At 39.0% G+C, this 25,388-nt stretch carries 23 protein-coding genes and 1 other annotated feature; of the genes, 22 read left to right on the top strand and 1 reads right to left on the bottom strand.

Going from position 1 to position 25,388, the window contains the following annotated elements:
• Window positions 1-4: 4 nt before the first annotated feature.
• The 15 genes from V7127_RS06775 to pyrE all read left to right on the top strand — a co-directional run bounded on the left by V7127_RS06775 (window position 5) and on the right by pyrE (window position 14,492).
• Window positions 5-268, top strand: coding sequence for a YggT family protein (locus V7127_RS06775; protein ID WP_066289306.1), 264 nt, complete (start codon window positions 5-7; stop codon window positions 266-268).
• 105 nt (window positions 269-373) lie between these two features.
• Window positions 374-1,147 (top strand): RNA-binding protein, encoded by a 774-nt coding sequence (locus V7127_RS06770; protein WP_335346321.1) that lies wholly within the window; start codon window positions 374-376, stop codon window positions 1,145-1,147.
• 106 nt (window positions 1,148-1,253) lie between these two features.
• Window positions 1,254-1,769, top strand: a complete 516-nt coding sequence (locus V7127_RS06765; RefSeq protein ID WP_066289301.1) for a DivIVA domain-containing protein — start codon at window positions 1,254-1,256, stop codon at window positions 1,767-1,769.
• Between the two features lie 49 nt (window positions 1,770-1,818).
• Window positions 1,819-2,088, top strand: a binding site (T-box leader).
• Between the two features lie 112 nt (window positions 2,089-2,200).
• A complete protein-coding gene (ileS, locus tag V7127_RS06760) occupies window positions 2,201-4,972 on the top strand; it encodes an isoleucine--tRNA ligase (RefSeq protein WP_335346320.1) in 2,772 nt (923 codons plus the stop codon).
• Between the two features lie 150 nt (window positions 4,973-5,122).
• Complete coding sequence (locus V7127_RS06755) at window positions 5,123-5,410, top strand: hypothetical protein (RefSeq protein WP_335346319.1); 288 nt, start codon at window positions 5,123-5,125, stop codon at window positions 5,408-5,410.
• Window positions 5,411-5,488: 78 nt separating this feature from the next.
• Window positions 5,489-5,983: a signal peptidase II gene (lspA, locus tag V7127_RS06750; RefSeq protein WP_335346318.1), complete on the top strand. Its 495-nt coding sequence runs from the start codon at window positions 5,489-5,491 to the stop codon at window positions 5,981-5,983.
• Window positions 5,955-6,860 carry an RluA family pseudouridine synthase gene (locus tag V7127_RS06745; RefSeq protein ID WP_335353339.1) on the top strand — a complete coding sequence of 302 codons (906 nt, stop codon included), beginning with the start codon at window positions 5,955-5,957 and terminating at the stop codon, window positions 6,858-6,860. Before lspA ends, V7127_RS06745 begins: the two co-directional genes overlap by 29 nt.
• A 187-nt stretch (window positions 6,861-7,047) precedes the next feature.
• Window positions 7,048-7,590, top strand: a complete 543-nt coding sequence (gene pyrR / locus V7127_RS06740) for a bifunctional pyr operon transcriptional regulator/uracil phosphoribosyltransferase PyrR (protein ID WP_335346326.1) — start codon at window positions 7,048-7,050, stop codon at window positions 7,588-7,590.
• Window positions 7,591-7,769: 179 nt separating this feature from the next.
• Entirely contained in the window at window positions 7,770-9,056 is a 1,287-nt protein-coding gene (locus V7127_RS06735) for a solute carrier family 23 protein (RefSeq protein WP_335346325.1), read from the top strand.
• A 171-nt stretch (window positions 9,057-9,227) separates the two neighbouring features.
• Entirely contained in the window at window positions 9,228-10,169 is a 942-nt protein-coding gene (locus V7127_RS06730; protein ID WP_335353340.1) for an aspartate carbamoyltransferase catalytic subunit, read from the top strand.
• Window positions 10,132-11,418 (top strand): dihydroorotase, encoded by a 1,287-nt coding sequence (locus tag V7127_RS06725; protein WP_335344152.1) that lies wholly within the window; start codon window positions 10,132-10,134, stop codon window positions 11,416-11,418. Before V7127_RS06730 ends, V7127_RS06725 begins: the two co-directional genes overlap by 38 nt.
• 41 nt (window positions 11,419-11,459) lie before the next feature.
• The gene (locus V7127_RS06720; protein WP_438823975.1) at window positions 11,460-12,239 is read left to right on the top strand and encodes a dihydroorotate dehydrogenase electron transfer subunit; all 780 of its coding nucleotides are present in this window, start codon (window positions 11,460-11,462) and stop codon (window positions 12,237-12,239) included.
• Complete coding sequence (locus tag V7127_RS06715; RefSeq protein ID WP_335344151.1) at window positions 12,236-13,147, top strand: dihydroorotate dehydrogenase; 912 nt, start codon at window positions 12,236-12,238, stop codon at window positions 13,145-13,147. The genes V7127_RS06720 and V7127_RS06715 overlap by 4 nt, the downstream gene beginning before the upstream one ends.
• A gap of 2 nt (window positions 13,148-13,149) precedes the next feature.
• On the top strand, window positions 13,150-13,866 hold the full coding sequence (gene pyrF / locus V7127_RS06710; RefSeq protein WP_335484436.1) for an orotidine-5'-phosphate decarboxylase: 717 nt from the start codon (window positions 13,150-13,152) through the stop codon (window positions 13,864-13,866).
• A complete protein-coding gene (gene pyrE, locus V7127_RS06705) occupies window positions 13,863-14,492 on the top strand; it encodes an orotate phosphoribosyltransferase (protein ID WP_335484434.1) in 630 nt (209 codons plus the stop codon). Before pyrF ends, pyrE begins: the two co-directional genes overlap by 4 nt.
• A gap of 39 nt (window positions 14,493-14,531) precedes the next feature.
• Here the strand turns inward: pyrE and V7127_RS06700 are convergent, their stop codons facing one another.
• A complete protein-coding gene (locus tag V7127_RS06700) occupies window positions 14,532-16,241 on the bottom strand; it encodes an Rqc2 family fibronectin-binding protein (protein WP_335484432.1) in 1,710 nt (569 codons plus the stop codon).
• Window positions 16,242-16,735: 494 nt separating this feature from the next.
• Between V7127_RS06700 and V7127_RS06695 the strand changes: the two genes are divergently transcribed.
• The 7 genes from V7127_RS06695 (at window position 16,736) to priA (ending at window position 25,387) form a co-directional block, all read left to right on the top strand.
• Complete coding sequence (locus tag V7127_RS06695; protein WP_335344147.1) at window positions 16,736-19,414, top strand: calcium-translocating P-type ATPase, SERCA-type; 2,679 nt, start codon at window positions 16,736-16,738, stop codon at window positions 19,412-19,414.
• A 151-nt stretch (window positions 19,415-19,565) separates the two neighbouring features.
• Window positions 19,566-20,438 carry a YicC/YloC family endoribonuclease gene (locus V7127_RS06690; RefSeq protein WP_335353342.1) on the top strand — a complete coding sequence of 291 codons (873 nt, stop codon included), beginning with the start codon at window positions 19,566-19,568 and terminating at the stop codon, window positions 20,436-20,438.
• A gap of 57 nt (window positions 20,439-20,495) precedes the next feature.
• A complete protein-coding gene (remA, locus tag V7127_RS06685) occupies window positions 20,496-20,759 on the top strand; it encodes an extracellular matrix/biofilm regulator RemA (RefSeq protein WP_315668487.1) in 264 nt (87 codons plus the stop codon).
• A gap of 9 nt (window positions 20,760-20,768) precedes the next feature.
• Window positions 20,769-21,383 (top strand): guanylate kinase, encoded by a 615-nt coding sequence (gmk, locus tag V7127_RS06680; RefSeq protein WP_335348177.1) that lies wholly within the window; start codon window positions 20,769-20,771, stop codon window positions 21,381-21,383.
• Window positions 21,384-21,386: 3 nt separating this feature from the next.
• Window positions 21,387-21,608, top strand: coding sequence for a DNA-directed RNA polymerase subunit omega (gene rpoZ / locus V7127_RS06675; RefSeq protein ID WP_066289256.1), 222 nt, complete (start codon window positions 21,387-21,389; stop codon window positions 21,606-21,608).
• Window positions 21,609-21,764: 156 nt separating this feature from the next.
• On the top strand, window positions 21,765-22,973 hold the full coding sequence (gene coaBC / locus V7127_RS06670) for a bifunctional phosphopantothenoylcysteine decarboxylase/phosphopantothenate--cysteine ligase CoaBC (protein ID WP_335348178.1): 1,209 nt from the start codon (window positions 21,765-21,767) through the stop codon (window positions 22,971-22,973).
• Window positions 22,970-25,387, top strand: a complete 2,418-nt coding sequence (gene priA / locus V7127_RS06665) for a primosomal protein N' (RefSeq protein WP_335484429.1) — start codon at window positions 22,970-22,972, stop codon at window positions 25,385-25,387. Before coaBC ends, priA begins: the two co-directional genes overlap by 4 nt.
• Window position 25,388: the final 1 nt, after the last annotated feature.

Genomic DNA, 25,388 nt, shown 5'->3' with positions numbered 1-25,388 from the left:
TTTAATGGGTATTATACTTAGTGTGTTAACATCGATTATTTACTATTATTCATGGGCATTAATCATCTATATTTTATTGTCCTGGTTTCCAAATGCTAGGGAGTCAGGAATTGGGCAATTTTTAGGAAGAATTTGTGAACCTTACTTAGAACCGTTCAGAAAAATAATTCCACCACTTGGTATGATTGATATATCTCCAATTGTGGCTATTTTAGTTCTACGCTTTGCATCAAGCGGATTGCACCAGTTGTTCGTTTGGATTGCATAATTTGAAAGCTACAGGGCTCTTTCCAAGGCCCTTTTTTGTTTTCTTATTCCAGAGGGGCAGTAAAATGAAAACAAAGGATGCTACTTAAAGGAGTATTGTAAGTAAATGTCTATTTACCAGCACTTTCGTCCAGAAGAAAAAGGTTTTATTGATCAAGTTCTTAACTGGAAGAACTCCGTGGAAATTACATATGCACCGAAATTAACTGATTTTCTTGATCCAAGAGAACAGGAAATCATCAGACAATTAATTGGAATTAATAATGATGTAAAGATACAGTTGTTTGGCGGCTTTGATATGGCTGAGAGGAAGCGTGCCTTGTTATATCCAGAGTACTTACAGCCAGAGGATGAAGACTTTCAAATATCTTTATATGAAGTTGAATATCCGAAAAAGTTTGTTAACTTGGAACATCCTCAAGTGCTTGGCAGCCTAATGTCTCTTGGGCTAAAAAGGATGAAATATGGTGATATCCTTCTTGAAGATGATCGGATACAGTTTTTAGTAACTAGAGACATTGAACACTATATTTCTACGCAATTGAACACAATTGGCAAGGCCTCTGTCAGTTTAGTGAAACTGCCATTAGCCAGTGCCCTTCAGTCGAACGAAATTTGGTCTGAACAATCTGTAACTTCAACATCTTTACGGTTAGATACAGTTGTTTCTGCTATTCATAATATTTCAAGGCAGAAATCTCAAACTTTAATTCAACAGGGTCTTACTAAGGTGAATTGGACTTTAATTGAAAATCCATCTTTTGAAGTGAGAGAAAGTGATATAATTTCAATTAGAGGGTATGGCCGTGCAAAAATTATCTCTTTAGAAGGAAAAACGAAAAGAGATAAATGGAAAATCACCGCGGGAAAACAAAAATAATTATTAATATTGCAGGATTTTGCTACAAGTTGTCGAATTAATATTAGATAGATATTTATTAGACCAAGTACATAATTATTACTACTGAATTTGGGAGGTGGCCAAGATGCCATTAACACCGTTAGATATTCATAATAAAGAATTCAGCAAAGGATTCCGAGGTTATGATGAAGATGAAGTAAATGAATTTCTTGACCAAGTGATTAAAGACTATGAAATTCTAATTAGAGAAAAGAAGGAATTAGAGGAAAGACTAAATGACCAAAACGAACGGATTGGCCATTTTACCACAATTGAAGAAACGTTAAATAAATCAATTATTGTAGCCCAAGAGGCTGCAGAAGAAGTAAGAAGAAACGCACAAAAGGAAGCAAAGCTTATCATTAAAGAGGCTGAGAAAAATGCGGACAGAATTGTCAATGAATCATTATCAAAGGCAAGAAAAATTGCCCTTGAAATTGAGGAATTAAAAAAGCAATCGAAGGTATTCCGAACTCGCTTTAAAATGCTAATCGAAGCTCAGCTTGATTTGTTAAATAACGATGACTGGGATCATTTACTGGAATATAAGCTTGACGCTACCGAATTAAAATCCGCTCAAGAAGAGGATTCATTAGCTTGACGAAAGCAGAATATATCGCATATAATCTTAAAAAGAATGTAAATTATGAACATTAACTATGAGAGGGACAGTACAAATTTCATAGCTTAGATCATTGCTTAGCAGGCATTGTCAGCGAACCAGGGAAGGTGAAAGCCTGGAGTAAGCGGAGATTTGGAAGATCACCCTTGAGTTCCTTTGTTGAACATCCTTTAAGGATCAGTAGATANNGATAAGGGCGAGTCATTCACGTTAAGAATTTTTAAAGCGGATAGAAGTTTATTTATTATTCTATCTACAAGGGTGGTACCGCGGGAAATAATACCTTCTCGTCCCTTTTTGGGATGAGGGGGTTTTTTTATTTTTAGAAGCTCTAGCCACATCAATAATTGGTTTAATGTTGTTAAAAATGGTAATCATGAAGCTAGTGAAAGCTACGGGAGGAAAAGGAAATGGAATACAAAGATACTTTATTAATGCCAAAAACAGAATTTCCTATGCGTGGAAATTTACCAAACCGTGAGCCCGAAATTCAGGCTAAATGGAAAGAAATGAATATTTATGAGAAAGTTCAAGAACGTACAAAAGGCCGTCCAATGTTTGTTTTGCATGATGGGCCTCCATATGCAAATGGTGATATTCACATTGGCCATGCTTTAAATAAAATCCTCAAAGATATGATTGTCCGCCATAAGTCAATGAGCGGTTACCATGCTCCATATGTTCCTGGCTGGGATACACATGGTCTTCCGATTGAGCAGGCACTGACGAATAAAGGGGTCAAGCGTAAGGAAATGACTGTTGCAGAATTCAGGAAGCTCTGCGAACAATATGCATATGAACAAATTGACAGCCAGCGTACTCAGTTCAAACGCTTAGGAGTAAGAGGGGATTGGGAAAATCCTTACATTACCTTAAAGCCTGAATATGAAGCACAGCAAATTAAAGTGTTTGGGGAAATGGCGAAAAAAGGCTATATTTACAAAGGCTTAAAGCCAGTATATTGGTCTCCATCTTCTGAATCAGCATTAGCAGAAGCAGAAATTGAATATAAAGATAAGCGCTCTCCATCCATCTATGTAGGCTTTAAAGTAGCTGATGGCAAGGGTGTATTAGATGAGGACACGCAAATCGTCATTTGGACAACAACACCTTGGACAATTCCTGCTAACCTAGGGATCGCTGTTCATCCTGAGCTTAACTATGTTGTTGTGGAAGAAAAAGGTCAAAAGTATGTTGTTGCAGCTGACCTTTTAGAAGCAGTTACGAAGGAAGTAGAATGGCAGGACCCTCAAGTAGTTAAAACAGTTCAAGGTTCAGAACTTGAAAATATTGTTGCTGTCCATCCATTATATGGACGGGATTCTCTTGTCATATTAGGAGAACACGTAACGATTGATGCCGGTACTGGATGTGTTCATACCGCACCTGGTCACGGGGAAGACGACTTCTATGTTGGTCAGAAATATGGACTTGATGTATTATGTCCAGTTGATGACCGCGGATATATGACGAAGGAAGCTGAGGGTTTTGAAGGGTTATTCTATGATGAAGCCAATAAATCAATTACCGAAAAACTTGATGAGGCTGGGGCGTTATTAAAGCTTTCATTCATTACCCACTCTTATCCACATGATTGGAGAACAAAAAAGCCAGTTATTTATCGTGCAACAGCACAATGGTTTGCTTCCATTAAAGATTTCCGTAAAGAGCTTTTGGATGCTATAAATGAAACAAAGTTTGTACCTGCATGGGGCGAGACTCGTTTATTTAATATGGTTCGTGATCGTGGAGATTGGTGTATTTCACGTCAGCGTGCTTGGGGTGTGCCTATTCCTGTATTTTATGCAGAAAATGGAGATCCGATTATTACGGATGAAACCATTAATCATGTTTCCAACCTATTCCGTGAGCATGGATCAAACATTTGGTTTGAAAAAGAAGCAAAAGATTTACTTCCAGAGGGCTTTACACATCCTGAAAGTCCAAATGGGGAATTTACGAAAGAAACAGACATTATGGATGTATGGTTCGATTCAGGCTCGTCACACCAGGCTGTATTATTGGAGCGAGATGACCTGCAAAGACCAGCTGATCTTTATTTAGAAGGATCTGACCAGTACCGAGGATGGTTTAACTCATCTCTATCCACAGCTGTTGCTGTTACTGGAAAGGCTCCTTACAAAGGGATTCTCAGCCATGGATTTGTTTTAGATGGTGAAGGAAGAAAGATGAGCAAGTCATTGGGCAATGTTGTCATTCCAGCCAAAGTAATGAATCAATTAGGCGCAGATATTTTAAGGCTTTGGGTGTCTTCAGTAGATTATCAGGCCGATGTTCGTGTTTCTGATGCGATTTTAAAGCAAGTTACTGAGGTATACCGCAAGATTAGAAATACTTTCCGTTTCTTACTAGGAAATCTTGCTGACTTTGATCCAAACACAAATGCTGTTTCCTTTGAAAACTTGCGAGAAGTAGACCAGTTTATGCTTGTAAAATTAAATAAATTAGTTAAGACTGTTCGAGAAGCCTATGAACATTACGAGTATGCCGGCATTTATCATGCTGTTAATAATTTCTGTACACTTGATTTGAGTGCGTTCTATCTCGATTTTGCAAAGGATATTCTCTATATTGAAGGGAAGGATCATCCTGATCGTCGTGCTATTCAAACCGTTCTGTATGAGTGCTTGATTTCCTTAACAAAATTAGTTGCACCTGTTCTTTCCCATACGGCAGATGAGGTTTGGAGCTTTATCCCTTCAGTTAAAGAAGAAAGTGTTCAGCTAACTGATATGCCAGAGTATAAAGAACTGCCTAACGCTAAGGGACTAGAAGAGAAATGGACATCATTTATGAAACTTCGTGATGATGTTTTGAAGGCTCTTGAAGAAGCGCGCAATGAAAAGGTAATTGGTAAATCACTTACAGCGAAAGTAACAATGTTTGTAGATGAAAAGGCGAAGAGCTTACTTGATTCCATTGATGAGAATGTTAAACAACTATTCATTGTTTCTGGTTTTGAGGTAGCAGGAAATTATGAGGATGCTCCTGAAGATGCTCTTAAGTTTGAAAATACAGCGATCGTTGTTTCTAAAGCTGAAGGAGAAACATGTGAACGCTGCTGGATTGTTACACCAGAAGTGGGTCTGGTTGAAGAATTTAATACATTATGCCCTAGATGTGCAGATGTTGTTAAAACGCAATACAGCCACTTAGCATAATATTTTTATGAGGAGGGTCAGACTCCGCAAGGTATATCTTGTGGAATCTGGCCCTTTGTTAATTGTTGTACTCACTGTAAAAACTTACACCGACTTTTAAATATGCAAGCGGATATAATAGGTAGAAATAAATAGAACGGAGGAGCATAAATGGATGCCAAAGCAGAACCACTTTATTCGGAACTCCGTAAAACACGAATGGAACTTATGGAAAGGTTAGAGGACAATAATTCTTCATCCCTTATTAAACCAATCATTAAAGCAGAACTATTAGATGTGGAAGATACATTAAATAAAATTGAATTAGGTCTTTTTGGCAGATGTGAAATTTCAGGTGAACTGATTCCTGAAGAGCTGCTAACTATGGTACCAACAATAAAATCCTTGGATGACTATGAAAAAATCGACTGTTACTTTAGAAAGGGGATATTTCATTAACAACAGGATTACTGTGTTTTTTATAAAGAATGTGCTAAAATGCAAAGGTAATACTATGAAAATGTGGGGGTTGCCTTTGTGTTTTATTACATAATTGCTTTACTAATTATTGCACTGGATCAGTTCACAAAATGGCTTATAGTCAAAAACTTCCAATTGGGAGAAAGTGTGGAAGTAATCAAAAATTTCCTCTATATAACCTCTCATCGAAACAAAGGTGCGGCTTGGGGAATTTTGCAAGGCCAAATGTGGTTTTTTTATGTAATAACGGTCATTGTTATCATCGGAATTATTTATTACATTCAAAAAGCTGCAAAAGGCAAACTGCTGCTAGGTGTATCTTTAGGCTTTATGCTAGGGGGAGCGATCGGTAATTTTATTGATCGTGTTTACCGGAAAGAAGTTGTTGATTTTATTAACACTTATATTTTTGGCTATGATTTCCCTGTCTTTAATGTTGCTGACTCCGCATTAGTAATCGGTGTTGCTTTGCTTATGATACAAATGCTGCTAGAAGAGAGAGCGTTGAAAAAGGAGAAATCTCATGGAGAAAATGGAACACATCATTCCTGAGGAACAGGCGGGTGAAAGAATCGATAAGGTTCTTACATCATTAAATAAGGAATGGTCTAGGACACAGGTTCAGCTGTGGATTAAGGATGAGCATGTTCTCGTCAACGGACAAAAAATAAAGACAAATTATAAATGCAGTCTGAATGATCAAATAGTGATTCAAATTCCTGAACCAGAGGAATTAGACGTTGTACCGGAAGAAATGGATTTAGATATTTATTATGAAGATCAGGATGTTTTAGTTGTCAATAAACCTAAAGGAATGGTTGTACATCCTGCACCTGGGCATTTAACAGGTACACTTGTTAATGGGCTTATGGCGCATTGTAAAGATTTGTCTGGGATCAATGGGGTCATGAGACCAGGGATTGTTCATCGAATTGATAAAGATACATCAGGTTTATTAATGGTGGCAAAAAATGATCTTGCCCATGAAAGTCTTGTGAATCAGCTAGTTGAAAAAACTGTAACTAGAAAATATAAGGCGATCGTTCATGGTGTAATCCCTCATGATTACGGAACAATTGATGCCCCTATTGCACGTGATCAGAAAGACCGGCAAAGTATGGCTGTTGTTGATAATGGAAAAAAAGCCGTTACACATTTTCATGTTCTCGATCGGTTTAACGATTATACGTTCATTGAATGCCAGCTGGAAACAGGCAGAACACATCAAATTAGGGTACATATGAAGTATATAGGCTACCCGCTTGTTGGAGATCCAAAATATGGCCCGAGAAAAACTCTTGATATAGGCGGACAGGCATTACATGCAGGTATTTTAGGCTTTGTCCATCCTAGATCAGGTGAATATATGGAATTTGAAGCCCCATTACCGGATTATTTCGAGCAATTAATGGAACAGCTCCAAAAATAATGATTGACATATGAGTGTATGTAAAATAAAATTACTATAGTTAAATAAGTCCTTTAATCACAGTCCCGTGAGGCTGAGAAGGAAGCGGATAAGATATCAAGTCATCTATTGTATGACTTGATCCTTAATGAACGCCTATATCCTCTCGCCATAGCGGCGAGAGTTTTTTTGTAAAGGGGTGGTTAACATTTCAGAGAAAGCAATCGTTCTTGATGAACAAGCAATAAGGAGAGCATTAACGAGGATTGCCCATGAGATCATAGAAAGAAACAAAGGTATTGAAGGCTGTGTTCTTGTCGGAATTCGAACTCGGGGAATATATCTTGCAACTCGGCTTGCTGAAAGAATCGAGCAAATTGAAGGAACAAAGATTGCTGTTGGGGAACTAGATATAACGCTATATAGAGATGATTTAACAAAAATTACAGCGAGTCAGGAACCACTAGTCAAAGGGTCGGATATACCTAAAGATATTAATGACCAGAAGGTTATACTGATTGATGATGTTCTTTATACAGGCAGGACAGTAAGAGCTGCTCTTGATGCATTGATGGATATCGGCAGACCTTCTACGATTCAACTAGCAGTCCTTGTTGATCGTGGACATAGGGAATTGCCAATCAGGGCAGATTTTGTTGGAAAAAACATTCCGACTTCAAGTTCAGAGAAAATTGTTGTGGCATTAAAGGAAGTCGATCAAGTCGATCAAGTAAGTATATATGAAAACTAAATAACCCTTTTTAAAAGCAGTCCTGTGAGACTGACAAAGGGGGAATTACACATACAGAATGTCCTTTTCTGTATACCTGTACCCTCTTTGCGCAAATTTGGCAAATGAGGGTTTTTTTATGGCTACTGGGAAAATCAAAAGAAATAGATATGAACATCAACTAGTAGGAGAGGTATATGATGAACAAACCAGTATTAGACATTAAAGATGTTCCATCACCAATGCAATGGTTAACATTAAGTTTACAGCATTTATTCGCCATGTTCGGCGCAACAGTATTAGTTCCGTATCTTGTTGATTTAGATCCTGCCATAGCCTTAATTTCAAGCGGCTTCGGCACACTGGCCTTTCTTATGATCACTAAATGGAAGGTTCCGGCCTATCTGGGCTCATCATTCGCCTATATCATTCCGCTGCAAATGGCAGGAAAAGCAGGCGGAATTGGGGCGATGATGATCGGAAGCTTTATGGTAGGTCTCTTGTATGGGGTTGTCGCTCTTATTATCAAAAAAGGCGGCTATCGTTGGCTAATGAATCTTCTGCCGCCAATAGTTGTCGGTCCAGTCATCATGGTTATCGGATTGGCTTTATCGGGAACAGCAGTAGGAATGGCGATGAATAACCCGGTAACAAGCGAATATAGTATGCTTCACTTCTCTGTAGCGCTTGTCACATTAGCTGTAACGATTATTTTCTCGGTTTACTTTAAAGGGATGCTAAGCATGATCCCAATCTTAGCTGGAATCATTATAGGGTATGTATATGCTCTTGCAGTAGGAATTGTTGATTTTACAGGTGTTCGGGAGGCAGACTGGATTGAAGTTCCTGATTTTGTTTTCCCATTCGCCGACTACAATATAAGCTTTACATTAGATCTCATGCTCTTAATGCTGCCTGTTGCAATCGTTACAATTTCTGAGCACATCGGACACCAGCTCGTCCTAGGAAAGGTAGTTAACAAAGATTATATTAAAGACCCTGGTCTACATCGTTCGCTTCTTGGAGATGGGACAGCAACGATGATCTCAGCGATCATGGGCGGACCGCCAAAGACTACGTATGGTGAAAACATCGGTGTACTCGCGATCACTAGAATATATAGTGTGTATGTATTAGGCGGTGCAGCCGTTTTAGCGATTATCTTCGGGTTTATCGGGAAAGTTTCAGCTCTCATCAGCTCTATTCCTACACCTGTTATGGGCGGAGTATCAATCCTTTTGTTTGGAATAATCGCCTCATCTGGATTGAGAATGTTAGTGGACAGCAAAGTAGACTTTGGTGACAAAAGAAATCTAGTGATTGCTTCGGTCATCCTAGTCATCGGCATTGGCGGAGCACATGTCGATATCGGACCATTGCAGATCCAGGGAATGGCTCTTGCAGCGATTTGCGGAGTGGTTTTAAACTTGATTTTACCTGGCCGAGAGCCGGTAAAGGATAATATGTTTGAAACAGAATTAGAATAAGGTTAATCAGTATAACGCCTTTTAAGTAAGTCCAGAGAGATTTGAAAGGGTGTTGAAGTGATTGGGTAAAAGGAAATCATTGCTTCCTTTTGCCAACTTGTCTCTTCAACTCTTCAGCACCCTGACAAAATGTCAGGGTGTTTTTTTTAGAAGATAAGGGAGGGTTTATGAATGAAACATTTACTAACGACAACTGAATTAACTATTAATGAAATTAACGAAATTCTTGAAGATGCTCAATACTTTTTAGATGGTGGTACATGGTCAGCTGGGAAAAATATGTTTGTAGCGAATTTATTCTATGAAAATAGCACGAGGACGAAATGCAGCTTTGAAGTTGCTGAAAGAAGATTAGGAATTAATACGATCCCATTTGAAGTGAGTACATCAAGTGTGCAAAAGGGTGAAACTCTTTATGATACGGTTAAAACGCTTGAAGCAATAGGAGCAAATGCAGTTATTATTCGCCATAGCGAAGATCGATATTTTGACAGTTTAGATGGAAAAACAGATGCTGCAATCATTAATGCTGGTGACGGATGTGGGCATCATCCTACACAATCGCTTCTAGATTTATTAACCATCAAACAGGAATTTGGCTGCTTTCATGGATTAAAGGTTGCGATTATCGGTGATATCAGACATAGCCGAGTAGCAAGGTCGAATGCTGATACTTTAGTAAGATTAGGTGCTGAAGTTGTTTTTTCAGGACCTGAAGAGTGGTTTGATGATGAAATTCTTGAAAATGGGGTCAATTTTGAAAATATTGATACAGCTGTAGCTACTTCCGATGTTGTCATGCTGTTAAGAATTCAGCATGAACGCCATGAAGTTAAAGGGGATCGAACAGCTGAAGAATACCATCAAGCCTACGGATTGACTGTGGAAAGGGAAAGAAAAATGAAGCCAGGAAGCATCATTATGCATCCAGCTCCTATCAATCGTGATGTTGAAATAGCTGATTGCTTAGTAGAATGTGAACGGTCAAGAATATTTAAGCAAATGACGAATGGTGTTTTTGTAAGAATGGCGGTATTAAAAAGAGCACTTGAACAATCTGAAAGGGGCGGTAAAGATGTCAACACTTATAAAGAATGGGCAGTTGCTAACTAATGAAGGGGAGTTCATTAGAAGAGATATCTTAATAGAATCTGGAAAGATTGTTGAAATAAAAGAAGGAATTTCAAAGGAAGCAAAAGAAACGATTGATGCTTCGGGTTTGCTTATTGCTCCTGGATTTATTGATCTGCATGTCCACCTTCGCGAGCCAGGAGGCGAGAAGAAGGAAACTATTGAGACTGGAACTAAGTCCGCTGCAAAGGGCGGATTTACAACGGTTGCGGCCATGCCAAACACAAGACCTGTTCCTGATTCTAAGGAACAATTGGAAAAGTTAAATAAACGTATTGAAGAAACGGCTTCTGTTCGAGTTCTTCCATATGCATCTATTACCATTCGTGAGATTGGTGAAGAGCTGACAGATTTCCAAGCACTTAAGGAAGCTGGGGCTTTTGCCTTTACGGATGATGGGGTTGGCGTTCAATCGGCTGCGATGATGCTTGCCGCTATGAAGCGTGCTGCTGAAATTAATATGCCAATTGTAGCCCATTGTGAAGAAAATACGCTTATAAATAAAGGCTCCGTTCATGAAGGAACTTTTTCAAAAGCAAATGGTTTGAATGGTATTCCTTCTGTATGTGAATCTGTCCATATAGCTAGGGATGTATTGCTCGCTGAGGCTGCTGATTGCCATTACCATGTTTGTCATATTAGTACAAAGGAATCCGTAAGGGTCGTACGCGATGCAAAAAAGGCAGGTATTAAAGTTACGGCTGAAGTAACGCCTCATCATCTTTTATTATGTGAGGAAGACATCCCTGGCCTTGATACGAATTATAAAATGAACCCTCCACTAAGAGGTTTAGCTGATAAAGAAGCACTAATTGAAGGAATTCTCGATGGAACAATTGACTTTATTGCTACTGATCATGCGCCACATTCAGCAGAGGATAAAGCAGAAGGCATGAAGCTGGCACCATTCGGGATTGTTGGATTGGAAACAGCGTTCCCACTCCTTTATACACATTTCGTGGAAAAAGGGATTTTCTCTTTAAAGCAATTAATTGATTATTTAACAATAAAACCTGCTCAAGCTTTTGGTTTATCTTTAGGGAAAATTGAAGTAGGAGCAGAAGCAGATATCGTCTTACTAGACTTAGAACATACAGAAAAAATTGATCCTGAACAATTTTTATCAAAGGGCAGAAATACACCTTTTGGAGGCTGGGAGTGCAAAGGCTGGCCTGTATTAACAATGGTTAATGGGCAAGTTGCATGGAGTAACAGAAAAGTAACAGTATGAATGAACAGCAAGAGGAATCCTGCTACAAGGGGTGTATATAAATGATAAAAAAAGAATTATGTCAAGTTGTATCACAACAAGAAATTGCTGAACGTATTTTTGAGCTCACCTTAAAAGGTGAGCTTGTTAACGAAATGAATGAGCCTGGCCAATTTGTCCATTTGAAGATTTCTGAACAATTTGACCCGCTTTTGAGAAGACCGATTAGTATTTCTGCCATAAACAAAGACGAGAAAGAGTTCACAATGATTTACCGTGCGGAGGGTAAAGGAACTATCATTCTATCAGAGAAGAAACCAGGTGATACTGTTGATGTTCTAGGCCCTCTAGGTCATGGCTTTCCATTAGAAGAGGCCAGTGCTGGAGAAACGGCACTTTTAGTTGGGGGAGGAATAGGTGTTCCGCCTCTATTTGAATTGTCTAAGCAGCTTGTAAAAAAAGGGGTCAAGGTTATTCATGTACTTGGCTTCCAATCATCAAATGTTGTTTTTTACGATGAGCAATTTACACAGCTCGGGGAAACATATGCTGCAACAGTTGATGGCAGCTATGGCAGGAAAGGATTTGTCACAAATGTGATCGAAGACGACAAAATTAACTTTGATATTCTCTATTCCTGCGGGCCTACTCCAATGCTAAAAGCATTAGAACAAGCATATAAACATAAGAAAGTTTACCTGTCCTTAGAGGAAAGAATGGGCTGTGGAATTGGAGCCTGCTTCGCTTGTGTATGTCATACTGGAGAAGATCCTACTGGATACACATATAAAAAGGTATGCAGTGATGGTCCGGTTTTCAAGGCAGGGGAGGTTGTATTATGAAAACTTTAGAAATAAGCCTGCCAGGATTACAATTGAAAAATCCGGTTATGCCGGCATCAGGCTGTTTTGGGTTTGGCAGAGAGTTTAGTCAGCTTTTTGATTTAAGCTTGCTCGGAGCAATTATGATAAAGGCTACAACATTTGAGCCTCGATTTGGAAATCCGACACCACGAGTAGCGGAAACCTCCGCTGGTATGCTGAATGCAATAGGATTGCAAAATCCGGGCTTAGAAAAAGTAATAAATGAAGAGCTGCGCTGGTTAGAGCAATTTGATGTTCCGATCATTGCTAATGTTGCTGGCTCCCAGGAAGAAGATTATATTGCTGTCGCTAAAGAGATTTCTAAAGCACCAAATGTCCATGCATTAGAATTGAATATATCCTGTCCAAATGTTAAGACAGGCGGCATTGCTTTTGGCACAATTCCTGAAGTGGCAAAGAACTTAACGAAAAAGGTTAAGGAAGTTTCTGAAGTACCTGTATACGTTAAATTATCACCAAATGTGACAAATATAGTTGATATGGCAAAAGCGATCGAAGACGGCGGTGCCGATGGTTTAACAATGATTAACACTTTAGTTGGCATGAGAATTAACTTGAAGACCGGAAAACCGATCTTAGCGAATCAAACAGGCGGATTATCGGGCCCAGCTATTAAACCAGTGGCAATCCGGATGATCCACGAGGTTAGCCAGCGAGTATCTATTCCAATCATCGGAATGGGCGGTATTCAATCAGCGGAAGATGTAATTGAATATTATTATGCTGGAGCAAGTGCTGTAGCTGTAGGAACAGCCAATTTCGTTGATCCATTTGTTTGCCCGACAATTATTGAAGAATTACCAGAACTATTACAAAGCCTAGGCTTCGAACATATTTCTGAGTGCACGGGAAGGAGCTGGAAATAAGCATGGATAAATCTATTATTATCGCTCTTGATTTTGCTGGTAAAAATGAAGTCTTCCGATTCCTCGAGAATTTTGGAGATGAGAAGTTATTTTTAAAGGTTGGAATGGAACTGTATTATCAAGAGGGGCCAGGCATCGTTCATGATTTGAAGGCACAAGGCCACGATGTTTTTCTAGATTTAAAGCTTCATGATATTCCAAATACAGTGAGAAGTGCGATGAAAGGACTTGCTAGGCTTGGGTGTGACCTCGTTAATGTACATGCTGCAGGCGGGAAAGAAATGATGGAAGCAGCTCTTGAAGGTTTAGATGCTGGAACCGGAACTGGACAGGCTAGACCTGCTTGTATTGCAGTTACTCAATTAACAAGCACATCAGAGGAGCAAATGAAGAAAGAACAGTTAATCAATGTTTCTTTAGAAGAGTCTGTTCTTCATTATGCATCACTTGCTAAGCAAGCGGGTATGGATGGTGTCGTATGTTCTACTTTCGAGGCTAGCCCGATTACTCAAGTATTAGGGAATTCATTTTTAACTGTGACACCTGGCATTCGTTTAAAGTCAGACGATGTACAGGATCAAAAGCGGGTAGCCACTCCTGAATTTGCAAAATCAGAAGGTGTTTCGGCGATAGTTGTTGGCCGTTCAATTACTAAATCAGAAAATCCGCTGGAGAAATATTTCATGTTCAAACAATCGTGGGAGGGTGTTCACCAATGAATCGCAAAATAGCAGAAAGCCTACTTGAAATTAAAGCTGTCGCATTAAAGCCAAACGATCCTTTTACATGGTCATCAGGTCTCCGTGCGCCAATTTACTGTGATAATCGCCTTACATTATCCTACCCTACCGTCCGTAAAGAAATTGCTAATGGGCTAAAGGAAACGGTTTTAGCGAAGTTTCCAGATGCAGAACTTATTGCAGGTACTGCTACAGCGGGTATTCCGCATGCTGCTTGGGTAAGTGATTTAATGGATCTTCCTATGTGTTATGTACGTTCAAAGCCGAAAGGCCATGGTCAGGGGAATCAGATTGAAGGTAAGGCTGAAGCGGGCCAAAAGGTCGTAGTCGTGGAAGATTTAATTTCTACAGGAGGCAGCGTCATTACCGCTGTTGAGGCACTTAGAAAGGCTGGCTGCATCGTGTTAGGGGTCGTAGCTATTTTCTCTTATCAGCTTCAAAAGGGTAGAGAGCTATTGGAAAATGCTGATATTACTGCTTATACGTTAACTGACTTTGAAACTTTGTCAGAAATTGCAAGAGAAAAAGGTTATATTCAGGAAGAAGATATGAAGAAGCTTTCGGAATGGAGAAATGACCCTGTAGAATGGGGAAAACAAGCATAAATTAATTCAAAAAGGCAAGCACAATTGGCTTGCCTTTTATTAATTTTTTAAAGCGAGAATTGTTTCCTCATCAGGGGTTACATATATCGTTTGCTGATTATCATAGATGACGAACCCAGGCTTTGCACCGCTCGGCTTTTTGACATGCCTGATTTGTGTAAAATCTACAGGAACAGAGCTAGAATTTCGCGCTTTGCTGAAATAGGCTGCAAGGGATGCTGCCTCTAGAATTGTTTTCTCCATTGGTTCCTTGCTTCGTATGACTACATGGGAACCTGGAATATCTTTTGTGTGAAGCCAAATCTCATCTCTTCCTGCCAGCTTATTCGTTAAGTAGTCATTTTGTTTATTATTTTTTCCGACTAATATTTCTGTTCCGTCTGAAGACATATAGCGATCTAGTACAGGCTTTGCATTTTGGACTTTTTTATTTTTTCGCTTCTTTTTATCTTTTATATATTGACCTTCGATAAGTTCTTCGCGGATTTCCTCGATATCCTTCGGTGAAGCCGATTCAACTTGCTGCAGCAATGCTTCAAAATACGCTTGCTCTTTTCTTGCTATCTCAATCTGTTCTTTTACGATACTAATAGCATTTTTCGCTTTCTGGTATTTTGTAAAATACTTTTGAGCATTTTCCGATGGAGTTTTTTGCGGCTCTAACGGAATGGTCACGGTTGCCCCATGTTCATCATAGTAGTTGATGACTTTGATTTCCTTCATTCCTTTTTGAATGGCAAAAATATTAGCTGTAACTAATTCGCCATACAGCTGATGAATATCCGCATTTTCTGCTTCCTTTAAAGTAGCTAAAAGCTTATCAATTTTCTTCTCATTTTTTTCTTTTTCGTTCATGATAAAACGTTCAAGATCATGTGCTTGCTGTTTAACACGGTCACGTTCAGCCTTGCCAAAATAAAAGCGATCAAGCATTTCGCTTAGTGTTTGAAACTCCCTGGCCTTTCCTTGTAAATAAGTCAATGGAAAAAGATAATAGCTCTCTTTCTCACCACCCATTGTTATAGCGGGCTGTATTTGCTGTTTCTTCACTTTTTGCAAAATCGCTAAAAACGTCTTCGGCAAAGTTGCCCGATTAGCTAGTCCTGCCTGAAAGATGACTTCCTTTGCGAAAAGTGGAGATATTCCAGCAAAGCTTGAGACAAGCTGCTTATCAAGCTTCCCGCTATTAAAATCCAATTGCCTCAACACTTCAGTTTCGTCTGCTTCAAATGGATTTAATTTATTCTGACTTGGCGGCAATATGTATTCGTGTCCAGGCAATATGGCCCTATGTGAATTAACGGCAAATGAAACATGCTTAATACTATCTAGAATCATATTTCTCGTTTTATCGACTAATGTAATATTGCTATGCCGGCCCATAATTTCCACAATTAATTGTTTATAGGACGTATCCCCGATTTCGTTCCGCCCTTTTACTTCAAAAATCATAATCCGATCTAAATCCACCTGCTTAATATCTTCAAGAAAATACCCTTCTAAATGTTTTCTTAGGAGCATACAAAACATTGGAGGCTCAGCAGGGTTGTCATGAGTTTCATTTGTCAGCTGCACCCTTGCATAGCTTGGGTGAGCAGATAGGAGGAGTTTATGATTTTTTCCGTTGGCTCTTACTACTAAAATAATTTCATTTTTATAAGGCTGATGAATTTTATTAATTCTTCCGCCTTTTAATTCACGGGTCAATTCTTCAGTCATGGCCCTAGTAAATAAACCGTCAAATGACATAAGGGAACATCCTCTTCTTATTTAATATCTTCTTACACTTGCCGTAATAAGGTGGCAGCAATATTAGTGCTTAACGGACAACAGGACCGTTATTTGAGGAAAAGGGTGTTAATTTCTGATGTTTACAGACATACGTTCCGTTAATATGTAAAAAAGCATCGATTTCCTTGTGTTTTTTCAAAAATAGCGTCCTCTGTGTCCGTTTAGCCTTAAATTTAGATTATTTAATAGAAATAACGGATTCAATGTCCGTTTGTTTCTTCACCACATTTGTTTTTATCCTGCTCTCCTAAATATAATAGCATTTTTTTGGACGAGTCTGAATAAGCTTTCTTTAGACAAGACTGTTTTCGGGGTGATGTTTGCTAATTAAAAGGGGTGGTAGGTCCGAATGCTGTCACTTTAAAGGCATCTTTTCATAATAAAGGTCATAACTCTAGTTTGTACAAATATTTGCTTTTTTCTACAAGAAATGGAGGAAGTGTGATGTTCGGATGAGATTTCATGAAATGAATGAAACAGAAGTTGAGCAGGCCCTTAATTCTGATAAGAAAGCCGGTTTAACTAAAGACGATGTAAAAAACCGAAGAAAACAATTTGGCTATAATGAACTGGAAGAAGGAGAAAAACAGTCTGCCCTACTTTTGTTTTTTAGTCAATTTAAGGATTTCATGGTCCTTGTTTTACTAGCAGCGACACTTGTTTCGGGACTCCTTGGTGAATACATAGATGCTGTCGCCATTATTGCTATCGTAATAATAAATGGTTTGCTTGGATTTTTTCAAGAAAGAAAAGCGGAAAAATCATTAGCCGCATTAAAAGAGCTTTCGGCGCCTCAGGTGAGTGTTTTAAGAGATGGGGAATGGATGAAGATTCCCACAAAGGAAATTGTCGTTGGAGATATTATTAAGTTTTCAAGTGGAGATCGAATCGGGGCAGATGTAAGATTAATAGAATCCAATAGCCTTGAAGTGGAAGAATCTGCACTCACTGGCGAATCGTTGCCGGTTTCGAAAACAATAGGCTCTATTAAAGCAGCAAATCTTGGAATTGGCGACATGGAAAACATGGCGTTTATGGGCACATTAGTTACACGCGGAAGCGGAGTAGGGCTAGTCGTTGCAATCGGGATGAAAACAGCTATGGGGCAAATTGCTGATTTGCTGCAAAAGGCTGAAACAATGACTACTCCATTGCAGCGCAGGCTTGAGCAGCTTGGGAAAATTCTCATCACGGTGGCCCTATTACTAACTGTTCTTGTAGTAGTTGTCGGGGTTTTACAAGGGCATGATCTTTATACGATGTTCCTTGCTGGAGTTTCATTGGCTGTTGCGGCAATTCCAGAAGGGCTTCCAGCCATTGTAACGGTTGCCTTATCCCTCGGTGTCCAAAGAATGATTAAGCAGAAGGCTATCGTAAGGAAGCTTCCAGCAGTTGAAACGCTAGGTTGTGCTTCGGTAATCTGTTCAGATAAAACAGGAACAATGACGCAAAACAAAATGACCGTTACTCATCTTTGGAGCGGCGGCAACGTATGGGGTGTTGATGGCGTTGGCTATGAACCTCAAGGGAAGTTCTATCGAAATGACAAGCAAATAGAAATAAAGAATGAAAAGTCACTTCAGCAATTGCTTATGTTCGGTATGCTCTGCAATCATGCAGAAATTAAACAAAAAGGTAATGAATATGTTATCGATGGAGATCCAACAGAAGGTGCTTTGCTCGTTGCGGCTATGAAGGCAGGTTACAGCCGTAACACTTTATTAAGCCAATATCAAATAATGAAGGAATTCCCGTTTGATTCTTCCAGAAAAATGATGAGCATCATCGTAAAGGATCATAAGGGCAGGCAATTTATTGTCACAAAAGGTGCACCCGATGTGTTAGCTGGAATATCCAGAAGTGTACTTTGGGACGGAAAACGCCAGCTTATGTCTCGTGAAGTTTCTAATAAAATTCAAGAAGCAATTGAAAGCTTAGCCTCTCAAGCCTTAAGAACAATTGCGATTGGATTTAAAGAAATTCCTGAAAATACAATTATTTTACATGAAAAAGAGGCAGAAAGAGATCTTACTTTTATAGGGCTTCATGGCATGATTGACCCTCCAAGACCAGAAGTAAAGGATGCTGTTAAGGAGTGCAGGGACGCAGGCATTAAAACCGTCATGATTACCGGTGATCATGTAATTACCGCAAAAGCAATAGCAAGTCAGCTTGGTATTTTTACAAACAACTCAAAGGTTTTAGATGGTAATGCGCTTTCAGAAATGGATGTTCATGAATTAGAAGAAGTAGTAGATGATGTTTCTGTTTTTGCCAGAGTTTCGCCAGAGCATAAATTGAAAATTGTCAAGGCTCTGCAGAACAGAGGACATATTGTGGCCATGACAGGTGATGGCGTTAATGATGCACCGGCCATTAAAGCTGCGGATATTGGGGTAGCAATGGGGATAACAGGGACAGACGTGGCCAAGGAAGCATCCGCGTTAGTTCTGCTTGATGATAATTTTGCTACGATAAAAGCAGCTATAAAAGAAGGCAGAAATATTTACGAGAATATTAGAAAGTTTATCCGATATTTGCTAGCTTCCAATGTTGGTGAAATTCTTGTTATGCTTTTTGCTATGCTGCTAGGTTACCCCCTTCCTTTAGTGCCTATTCAAATTCTTTGGGTAAATCTTGTAACGGACGGCTTACCTGCAATGGCTTTAGGTTTAGATCAGCCTGAAGATGATGTGATGAAACGGAAGCCAAGAAATCCTAGAGAGGGAGTATTTGCTAGGGGACTTGGCTGGAAAGTAGTATCACGAGGCTTTTTGATTGGGGTTGTAACTTTAATTGCCTTCATCATCGTATACAATAAAAATCCAGATGAACTCGCATACGCACAAACGATTGCCTTTTCCACCCTAGTAATGGCTCAGTTAATTCACGTATTTGATTGCCGCAGTGAGAAATCTGTTTTTGCAAGAAATCCGTTTGGCAACAAATATTTAGTTTGGGCAGTTATTTCATCCTTGGCTTTATTGTTCGTTGTCATTTACTATCCGCCTTTACAGCCAATTTTCCATACAGTTCCAGTAGTAATGAAGGATTGGTTTATGATTACTGGGCTTGCTGCTTTACCAACATTTTTATTAGCTGGTTCTTTTTTGGCAAGAAAAAGAAAATAAGATATGGTATAATCCAAAAGGTAATAGAGCATTTACTATTGCCTTTTTTGCTTGTATTCAAATTTTTAAATACATTTTTCTTTCCTTATGGTAAAATACGAACTAAATGTTTAATTATTTTTGTAATCCATAGATCAGGGCGTGTTTAATTATGGTTATAAGTATGACTGGTTTTGGCAGAGGGAAGAAGGTTGAGGGTTCTTTTACTGCCATAGTTGAAGTTAAAACGGTAAATCATCGATTTGCTGAATACCAAATTAGAATGCCGAAACAGCTTCTTTATCTGGAAGATAAAATTAAGAAAAAAATTAGTGAATATGTCCAAAGAGGCAGAATTGAAGTTTATATTACGATTGAGGGACAGAGCCTTTCAAGTCGGCATGTTCAAATAGATTGGGCATTATTAGACGAATATGTTAAATACATAACGGATATTAAAAACAAATATTCAATTGAAACTGAAATTACGCTTCAAGATGTAACGAGGGAAGAGCTTATTTTAATTGTAGATAAAGAAACGAATAATGAAAATGTAGAATGTTTGTTGCTTGCGGCTGTTGAAGAGGCGTGTCAACAATTATGGCAAATGCGTAAATTAGAGGGTGTAGAGCTCGAAAAGGATCTAAACTTTAATCTTAGTAAATTAAATGAGCGGCTTTCTGAACTAAAGGAGCAAGCCCCGAAAGTAATACAGCAATATCAAGAGAAACTAGCCAAGCGGATGTCTGATTTTTTGAATGGGCAAGTGGATGAAACACGACTGTTAACGGAAGTAGCTGTTTTCGCCGATAAGTCAGATATTAACGAGGAAGTCACTCGTCTTTATAGTCATATCAATCAGTTTTTGCAAACTTTGCAAGCGAATGAACCGATTGGAAGAAAATTAGATTTCATCCTTCAGGAGATGAACCGTGAAGTTAATACAATCGGTTCGAAAGGAAATGATTCTTCTATTGCTTTTTTTGTAGTAGAGATGAAAAGCCTGCTGGAGAAAATGAAGGAACAGGTCCAAAATATTGAATGACTGTTTAGAAAAAGGCTCGCGGGGCCAAAATATATAACTGATACTTGGAGGAACCTGATGGCGATTAAATTAATTAATATTGGCTTTGGCAATATTGTTTCAGCCAATCGTATTATCTCTATAGTAAGTCCCGAATCTGCACCGATAAAAAGAATCATACAAGATGCTCGTGATCGCGGTTCTTTAATAGATGCAACCTATGGCAGGCGGACGAGGGCAGTTATTGTTATGGATAGTGACCACGTCATTCTCTCAGCAGTTCAGCCAGAAACTGTCGCCCACCGCTTAGATGACAGAGATGATACTATTGATGAAGGGTAGGATTGAATAATGAAGGAAAAAGGTTTATTGATTGTTTTGTCCGGCCCTTCCGGTGTAGGGAAGGGCACTGTTCGGAAAGAGATCTTTTCGCAGCCGGATACCGCTTTTGAATACTCCATTTCAATGACAACAAGGTCTCCTAGAGAAGGCGAGATTGATGGAATTGACTATTTCTTCAAATCCCGTGAAGAATTTGAAGCCTTAATTGAACAAGAAAAACTTCTGGAGTATGCTGAATTCGTTGGGAATTATTATGGTACGCCTGTAGATTATGTGCAAGAGACATTGGAAAAGGGAAAGGATGTTTTCCTAGAAATTGAAGTACAGGGTGCTCGCCAAGTGCGGAAAAAATTCCCAGATGGCTTATTCATTTTTCTTGTTCCGCCAAGCCTATCGGAATTAAAAAACAGAATTGTCACAAGAGGAACAGAAACTGAAGATATTATTAACAACCGGATGACGGTTGCAAAAGAAGAAATTGAAATGATGAACTTGTATGATTATGTCGTTGAAAATGACCAAATTGAGCTTGCATGTGAAAGAATTAAAGCAATTGTAGTTGCTGAACATTGCCGAAGAGAACGTGTTGAGCCACGATATATTAAAATGCTGGAGGTTGAATAATATATGCTATATCCTTCTATTGATTCATTAATGACAAAAATTGATTCTAAATATTCACTTGTATCTGTAGCTGCAAAGCGTGCCCGCATGATGCAAGTAAATGCAAAGCCGCAGCTTGATAAATATGTATCACACAAAAATGTTGGCAAAGCATTAGAGGAAATCAATGCGGATCAGCTTCACTACCGTCTTGCAAAAAAGCAAAAGGATGAAGCTTACGAATAGTACCTGATAAAAATAACAACCGTAACTGGTTGTTATTTTTATTTCTTAACTAAATTGTATAGGTAAAAAGTAAGGTAAAACTTGATTAAAAGATGAAAAAAAAAGGCACTTCTTGCATAATAAAGGTAGAACTTGTTGGTGGATGGAGGTCCAATTATGCTCATCGGAAAAAAAATTCTTTTATGCGTTACAGGTGGCATTGCCGTTTATAAGGCTGCTGCCCTGACTAGTAAACTAACTCAGGCTGGTGCGGATGTAAAGGTTGTTCTAAGTAAATCAGCTGAAAAATTTGTAACCCCCTTAACATTTCAAGCTTTATCTCGAAATGATGTTTATACAGATACATTTGATGAAAAGAATTCTGAAGTAATTGCCCATATCGATCTAGCTGATTGGGCTGATTTAATATTAATTGCACCTGCTACAGCAAATATAATTGGAAAGCTGGCAAACGGGATTGCAGATGATATGATTACGACTACACTGCTTGCTGCTACTGCTCCTGTTTGGGTTGCCCCTGCTATGAATGTCCATATGTACAATCACCCAGCAGTTCAGAAAAACATTAACACGCTTCACAGCTTCGGTTATAGGTTTATCGAGCCGGGAGAAGGATACCTTGCGTGCGGATATGTAGGGAAAGGGAGATTGGAGGAGCCAGAGAAAATAACAGAACTGATTGGGGACCATTTTCGAACAAACCATATAAATCTATCAGGATCAAAGCTTGTCATTACAGCTGGTCCTACTAGGGAAAAAATTGACCCGGTCAGATATATTACCAATCATTCATCAGGAAAAATGGGATATGCGATTGCTGAGGAGGCTGCTAAGACTGGCGCAAATGTTGTGCTCATCTCAGGTCCTGTTTCACTCCAGGCACCAGCGGGTGTAAATGTAATAAAGGTAGAGAGCGCTGAAGAAATGTATGAAGCAGTAATATCCCAATACGAAAATGCAGATATCGTAATAAAAACTGCTGCAGTTGCAGACTATCGTCCGAAAATAACGTATGATCATAAGGTGAAAAAACAGCCAGGAGAACAAAGCATAGAGCTTGAGAGAACTAAGGATATTCTTTTTGAACTTGGCAAAGCAAAAAAACATCAAATTTTGATTGGGTTTGCTGCAGAAACAGATCATGTAGCAGAGTACGCCCGTGAAAAGCTCAAGAAAAAAAATGCAGATATGATTGTCGGAAATAATGTAAAAACCGAAGGAGCAGGCTTTGGAACAGACACGAATATTGTGACGTTATTTAAACGGGATGGCACGTTAGAAGAGCTCCCTCTTATGTCAAAGCATGAGGTTGCAGCAAAAATACTCCATGAAGCTTCTTTATTATTAAGGAATGAACATAAATGAACATTGCCAGTGTAATCGTTGATGTACCGGCAAGACAAACGGACAGGGCTTTTGATTATTTAATCCCGGATCATTTAATAGATGTTATACAAATTGGTATGAGGGTGATTGTTCCTTTTGGGCCGAGAAAAATTCAAGGCTTTGTGACAGACATAAAAGCTGAATCTGTTTTCAAGCAATTAAAAAAGCTAATAGAACCAATGGATTTAACTCCTGTATTGAATCAGGAACTCCTAACTCTTGGCGATTGGTTAACGGAAACAACACTCTGTTATAAAATTTCAGCCTACCAAGTCATGCTGCCTGCAGCTTTAAAAGCTAAATATGAAAAAAAACTTAAACTAATAGAAGCTAACAACCCGGTTGAATTGCCTACTCAAGTTATGGAGGTTTTTTCGAGTCGGGACATAATTTCTTGGCAGGAAGCAATTGAGAAGGGCTATTTATCTATGCTGCAGAAAGAGGTAACGAAAGGGACAGTTGAAATTTTATACGAAGTAAAGGAACGAGTAAGAAAGAAAAAGCTTAAGGCGATTTATACAAATTTAAGTAAGGAAGAGCTATATGCTGAAATAGAAAGCTTGCCGACTCAAGCCACTAAACAAAAGCATGTGCTGGACTTTTTTTTACACACTGAGGAGAAAATGATTGAACTTCGTGAGCTTCTCGTGAAGCTTCGGATTACCTCGTCTGTTGTGAATGGATTAATCCACAAAGGGATATTACGGCAAAAGGAATTAGAAGTATACAGAGATCCTTATGGGGAACGAACTTTTGCAAGAACGGAACCACTGCCATTATCATCGGACCAAGAAAATGCGATTAAGCCAATCTTATCAACTATTGAAATAGAAAGCCACCAAACTTTTTTATTATATGGTGTAACCGGGAGCGGCAAAACGGAAGTTTATCTTCAATCCATTCAAACGGTACTTGAGAAGGGAAAAGAAGCCATTGTCCTTGTTCCCGAAATTTCACTAACCCCGCAAATGGTCAAAAGATTTAAGGGGAGATTCGGGGACCAAGTAGCAGTTCTTCATAGCGGTCTTTCAACCGGAGAAAAATATGATGAATGGAGAAAAATTCAAAGACAGGAAGTAAAGGTTGTAGTCGGTGCCAGATCAGCCATTTTCGCTCCTTTCCAAAATCTCGGAATTATCATAATTGATGAGGAGCATGAGACAAGCTATAAACAAGAGGAAAACCCAAGGTATCATGCTCGCGATGTGGCGATCCATAGAGCAGCTACCCATAAATGTCCTGTTGTCTTAGGAAGTGCGACCCCTTCACTCGAGTCATTTGCTAGGGCGCAAAAAGGAGTTTACAAGCTTTTATCGATGCCGAAGAGAATGAATAATCAAGCTTTGCCTGAAGTAGCTATCATCGATATGAGGGAAGAATTGAGAGCTGGAAACCGCTCGATGTTTTCTCAAATGCTTCTTGAAAAAATAAAAGATCGATTAGAAAAAAAAGAACAAATTGTTTTATTTTTAAATAAAAGAGGCCACTCCTCTTTTGTCATGTGCAGAGATTGCGGGTTTGTTGTTAACTGCCCTAATTGCGATATATCACTAACCTATCATCGATTCAATCAGCAAATGAAATGTCATTATTGCGGCTACGAAGCAACAGTTCCAAATAACTGCCCTGAATGCCAGAGTGAGCATATTCGTTATTTTGGAACTGGAACGCAGAAAGTCGAGGAGGAACTGGCGAAGATTCTTCCTGAAGCGACCGTCATTCGTATGGATGTTGATACAACAAGTAAAAAGGGTGCCCATGAAAAACTGCTGGATCAATTCCAGGCCGGGCATGCTGATATCCTTCTTGGAACACAAATGATTGCGAAAGGATTGGATTTTCCAAACATAACCTTAGTTGGGGTATTATCCGCTGATACTATGCTCCACCTCCCGGATTTCAGATCGTCAGAGAAAACCTTTCAGCTGCTGACTCAAGTTAGTGGACGTGCAGGAAGACATGAGCTTGAAGGAGAGGTTGTCATTCAGACGTATACCCCAGAGCATTATAGCGTCGAATTAGCAGGTGAACAGGATTATGCTCGTTTTTATGATAAAGAAATGATGATAAGGAAAATCCATAAATATCCGCCGTTCTACTATATATCCTTAGTTACAGTTAGTCATGAGGAATTACTGAAGGCAGTGTCGGTTACAGAAAAAATCACAGCCTTTATTCGCTCCAAGCTATCCAATGAAGCAATATGTCTTGGCCCTGTTGCTTCTCCAATTCCTAGGATTAATAATAGATATAGGTACCAATGTTTGATAAAATACAAGCGGGAACCAGCTCTAGGCGAGTCTCTCAAAAAAATGCTTGATCACTATCAACAGGAGATTCATTCGGGCGGACTGCAAATTTCCGTAGATCTAAATCCATATATATTAATGTAGT

This window comes from Bacillus sp. JJ1773, assembly GCF_036962035.1.
Lineage (GTDB): Bacteria > Bacillota > Bacilli > Bacillales > Cytobacillaceae > Cytobacillus.
Note: the sequence above shows the minus strand (reverse complement) of the source record. Positions and strands in the feature narration are given on the sequence as shown.